5 protein-coding genes are annotated in these 4686 nt (G+C 68.9%); 3 read left to right on the top strand and 2 right to left on the bottom strand.

Annotated features, from left to right (window positions below; all coding sequences use genetic code 11):
* A partial coding sequence (locus QH470_RS05915) for an RsmE family RNA methyltransferase (protein ID WP_280271242.1) occupies window positions 1-400 on the top strand: 400 nt, incomplete at its 5' end.
* A 366-nt stretch (window positions 401-766) separates the two neighbouring features.
* Here the strand turns inward: QH470_RS05915 and QH470_RS05910 are convergent.
* Entirely contained in the window at window positions 767-1030 is a 264-nt protein-coding gene (locus QH470_RS05910) for a hypothetical protein (RefSeq protein WP_280271241.1), read from the bottom strand.
* A 105-nt stretch (window positions 1031-1135) separates the two neighbouring features.
* Entirely contained in the window at window positions 1136-2341 is a 1206-nt protein-coding gene (locus tag QH470_RS05905; protein ID WP_280271240.1) for an MFS transporter, read from the bottom strand.
* Window positions 2342-2442: 101 nt separating this feature from the next.
* Here QH470_RS05905 and QH470_RS05900 point away from each other — a divergent pair, with 101 nt between their 5' ends.
* Both QH470_RS05900 and QH470_RS05895 read left to right on the top strand, forming a co-directional pair.
* Window positions 2443-3330 (top strand): LysR family transcriptional regulator, encoded by an 888-nt coding sequence (locus QH470_RS05900; RefSeq protein WP_280271239.1) that lies wholly within the window; start codon window positions 2443-2445, stop codon window positions 3328-3330.
* 174 nt (window positions 3331-3504) lie between these two features.
* Entirely contained in the window at window positions 3505-4593 is a 1089-nt protein-coding gene (locus tag QH470_RS05895; protein WP_280271243.1) for a PhoH family protein, read from the top strand.
* Window positions 4594-4686: the final 93 nt, after the last annotated feature.

The raw sequence follows: 4686 nt of genomic DNA, 5'->3' as shown, positions 1-4686 counted from the left end.
GATGCAGACCGGTTACTCGGTGCTCTGGTGTCGTTCGGGCGCCCGGCCGCGGGCCGCCGGGGGGGGGCCCCGGCAGTCGCGCCGGGCCTACATTCCCGAGGTCCTGGACCTGCATCGCACGCCGGACGTGCTGGAGTTGGTGCGGAAAACCAAGGCAGATAACGGTGTCGTGGCCGCCCTGCACGAGTCCGGCCGATCGCGCTTCGTCGACCTGCCCGTCGCGACGGCCTCCCGGATCGTGCTGATCGTCGGCCCGGAAGGCGGCTTGGACGACGGCGAACTCACGGCCCTCGCCGAAGCAGGCGCTTCCGCGGTACTACTGGGCCCCACCGTCCTGCGCACCTCGACCGCCGCCGCCGTCGCCCTCGGCGCGCTGGGCGCCTTGACCCCGCGCTGGTAGCCATACCGCGCTGGTGACTGCACTCGAATCGCTGAGACGCCGCGCACCGATTCGTCGCGCCGCGCACTGATTGGTTGCGCCGCGCACTGATTGGTTGTGTGGGGCACTGATTGGTTGCGCCGCGCACCGATTGGTTTGTATGGCGCGCTGATTGGTTGTGTGGCGCACCGATTGGGTTGGTTGCGCGGCGTCTCGTCACGAATGCTGGTCGGCGACAACGGTCTTCGGCGGCACGGAACCCTGCTCGAGCGGGCCCTCACGTACCCACGCAACGTGAGGGCTCAGCCTGAACAGGGCGGCCGTGTCGTCCACTGCCTGCACCGCTAGGTGCCTGGCGGCGGGGAAGTGCCTTGTGTGAGAAGGGAGTCAGGCGCCCGGGATCGGTGGGTGTCCGTTGGGCGGGGTGCACGGCTGACCGTTGGTTCCGGTCGGCGGCGGCAGCGGCTTGCCGTCGGGGCCGATCGGCGGCGGCAGCAGCTTGCCGTTCGGACCCAGCGGAGGCGGCGGGCAGCCCTCCGGCGGGCCGGGATGGTGGTGGTCCACCTGCACGACCGGCGGCGTCGCCACGGCCGCACCGGCGGTGACCAGACCGAAACCCGCGATCGCCGTGCAGACGAGAACGGTAGTCATCCGAAGTCTCATGTGTATTCCTTCGTTCCGAACGGTGTTGTCCCTCATGGCTTTGGACGCTCCGGAGGGGTCACGGTTCCCGACGGTGCCAGGATGTGACCGGCATCACACCTGACGGCGGGATTGCAGGGTGAGGGTTGTGGTGAGGGCTGCCGCGATGGTGAGTAGGGCGGCTATGTAGACGACCAGGCCCGCCCAGCCGTGGAGGCCGTAGGCGATGCCCGCGGCGCCGCCGATCAGTGAGCTGCCCAGGTAGTAGGCGAACAAATAGAGGGAGGACGCGGTGGCTCGGTTGCCGGTGGCGGCGGCGCCGACCCAGCCGCTGGCGACCGAGTGGGCGCCGAAAAATCCTGCGGTACAGAACAACACGCCGATCAGGACGAGTGGCAGGCTGTCGGGAAGGGTGATCAGGAGACCGGCGGCCATCGTCGCCACCGAGATCGCGAGGATGCGGGCGCGTCCGTGCCGGTCGGCCAGGCGGCCCGCGGTGGCGGAGGTGACGGTGCCCGCCAGGTACATCAGGAAGACGGAACCCGCTGTGGCGGCGGACAATCCGAACGGCTCGCCGATGAGCCGGTACGCGAGGAAGTTGTACATCGAGACGAAGCCACCCATCAGCAGGAATGCCAGCCCGAACAGGGGCAGCAGGGTGCGATGGCGCAGATGCCCGACGAGATCGCCTGCCAGCGAACGGATCCCGAGCGGCCGGGCGACGAACTGCCGGGACGGCGGCAGCGACCGCACGAACCACACCGCGCACACCGCCGCGGCCACCGCCACCGCGGCGTCCGCCCACCGCCACGACCCCAGCTCCAGCGTGACCGCCGGAAGCAGCCGCCCGGCGAGCCCTCCGATCGTCGTGCCGGACACGTAGATTCCCATCGCCGCACCCAGGCCCGCGGTGCCGATCTCCTCGGCCAGATAGGCCATCGCCACGGCGGGCACACCCGCCAGCGCCAGGCCTTGGATCGCGCGCCCGGCGAGCAGCACATCCAGCGTCGGGCTGAACGGCAGCGCCAATCCGATCACGCTCGACACCACGGCCGAAGTGACCATCACGCGGGTCCGCCCGAACCGGCCCGACAGCACGCTCACCGGGACGATCGCCACCGCCAGCAGTCCGGTAGTCAGGGATACCGCCAGCGCCGCGTGCGCCGGTGTCGCGGAGAACGCCGTCGACAGGCTCGGCAGCATCGCCTGTGCGCTGTACATCGAGGCGAACGTGGTCAGCCCCGCCGCGAACAACGCCAGTGTGATCCGGCGGTCGTGTGCCGAGGTATCGGGCGACGTCGGGGCCGGTGTGGTGGTCATATCCCCAGCATCGACGCCGGTCCATTCGAAAGGAAATGCATAATGATCACGAAGTTCATGCCCGAGCGGCATTAGTGAAGGTCTAGCGGAAGAGGACGCGCGTGCCGAGTGACGATTTGCACTGGTTTCTCACGCTCGCCGAACTGGAACGTGTCGGCGCGGCCGCCGATCAGTTGCATCTCGCCCAGCCGACGCTGTCGCGCATGCTGGCCCGGCTGGAGCACCGGCTCGGCGCGCGGCTGTTCGACCGGCACGGAAAACGCCTGACGCTCAACGACTCCGGCCGCGTCTACTACGAACACGCCCGCCGCGCACAAGCGGAACTGGACGCGGCCCGACGGGAACTGGCGGACCTCGCGAACCCCGCCAAGGGCGTCGTGCGGCTGTCGTTCGTGCACTCGTTCGGCGCACGGTTGGTTCCGGATCTGGTCGCGGGGTTCCGTCGCGGCTCGGGGCGCATCACCTTCAGCCTCCGCCAGGACGCGGCCCAGGTGGTGACGGCACACGTGCTGGACGGCGAGGCCGATCTGGGCCTGGTGTCGCCGAAACCGGCGGTCGCGGGGCTCGGCTGGCGGATGCTGCTGCGGCAGCGGCTGGCGCTGGCGGTACCGGCCGAACACCGGCTCGCCGGGCGGCGGCAGGTGCGGCTGGCCGAGGCCGCGGACACCGAGTTCATCGCCATGCCCACCGGCTTCGGCATGCGACGCATCTTCGACGACCTCTGTGCCGCAGCCGATTTCCGTCCGCGCATCGGCCTGGAATCCACGGACCTGGTGACCGTCGCGGGTCTGGTGGCCGCCGGGATGGGGGTCGCGCTGCTGCCCATGGAAGAGACGCCGGTGCGCGGGCCGCAACCCGCCCCGGTCCTGCTGCCGTTGGCCGACCCGGGTGCGGTGCGGGCGGCCGGGCTGATCTGGTCCGCGACCGCGGTACCCTCCGACGCCGTCCGGCGTTTCCGCGACTTCGCTTTCGACTGGTCGCAGCGCTGAATCGCGCGTACCCTGTTCGCGCTCGGCGAAACCTAGCGGAATGCGCCCGTGACCTGCTGGTGGCCGCATATTCACTGGGAGTTGTCGGTGGTCCGAGCTAAACTTTCAGCACAACGAATCGACACGCTCGAGAACGAAAGCAGGCCATAGCACCTATTGCGAACCTCAGGCGACATCGGCGACCCGACTACTCCCCAGGCCGGCCTCGGCGCCGGCGGCAACGGCTCCAGCCCCGCCGCACGGACCGTACGTTCCAGCATCGAACTCGCTCCTGAATCAGTCTTCGGCTTCCTCGGCTCGGCCGACGAGAATCTCCGGGAACTCGAGCGTCTGCTCGACGCCGATATTCATGTCCGCGGCAATTCGGTCACGCTGACCGGCCGAGCCGCCGACGTCGCGCTCGCCGAGCGAGTCATCGAGCAGCTGGTGGCACTGACCGGGCGCAACCGCGTGGTGACGCCGGAGGCGGTGCGGCACACGTTCTCCATGCTCACCGAGGGATCCTCCGATTCCCCGGCCGAGGTGCTGAGCCTGGACATCCTGTCCCGTCGCGGCAAGACCATCCGTCCCAAGACGCTGAACCAGAAGCGCTACGTCGACGCCATCGATGAGCACACGGTCGTGTTCGGCATCGGCCCCGCGGGTACGGGCAAGACCTACCTGGCGGTGGCGAAGGCCGTGCAGGCGCTGCAGGGCAAGCAGGTCAGCCGGATCATCCTCACGCGTCCCGCGGTGGAGGCGGGCGAGCGCCTCGGGTTCCTGCCCGGCACGCTGAACGAGAAGATCGACCCGTACCTGCGCCCGCTCTACGACGCGCTGCACGACATGATGGACCCGGAAGCCATTCCGAAGCTGATGCAGTCCGGTGTCATCGAGGTGGCGCCGCTGGCCTACATGCGCGGCCGCTCGCTCAACGACTCCTTCATCATCCTGGACGAGGCGCAGAACACCACGCCCGAGCAGATGAAGATGTTCCTGACCCGGCTCGGCTTCGGTTCCAAGATCGTCGTCACCGGCGATATCACCCAGGTCGATCTGCCCGGCGGGACGAGGTCGGGCCTGCGCGTGGTCAGCGATATCCTCACCGACATCGATGACATCCACTTCGCCGAACTCACCTCGAGCGACGTGGTCCGGCACCGGCTGGTAGCGGAAATCGTCGACGCCTACGACCGTTACGAGGCCGAGGATCGTCCCCAGCTACCCCACTACCCGGGCAACCGAGCCCAACGCCGAGCAGCCAGCCGCTCCACGCGCAGATAATTTGGCCTCCGCTTCGCTGCGGCGGGTTTTCGGCGCCCTTGGTCTCGGTTTTCGGGTGCCGCTGCTGGCTCCTTCGTCGCTTCGCAGCGGCAC

The sequence above is a fragment of the Nocardia wallacei genome (genome assembly GCF_029868745.1).
Classification (GTDB): Bacteria; Actinomycetota; Actinomycetes; order Mycobacteriales; family Mycobacteriaceae; genus Nocardia; species Nocardia wallacei_B.
Note: the sequence above shows the minus strand (reverse complement) of the source record. Positions and strands in the feature narration are given on the sequence as shown.

Coding starts and splice junctions, on each gene's coding strand:
- QH470_RS05910 (WP_280271241.1), bottom strand. CDS start 1,030: ATGACTACCGTTCTCGTCTGCACGGCGATCGCGGGTTTCGGTCTGGTC.
- QH470_RS05905 (WP_280271240.1), bottom strand. CDS start 2,341: ATGACCACCACACCGGCCCCGACGTCGCCCGATACCTCGGCACACGAC.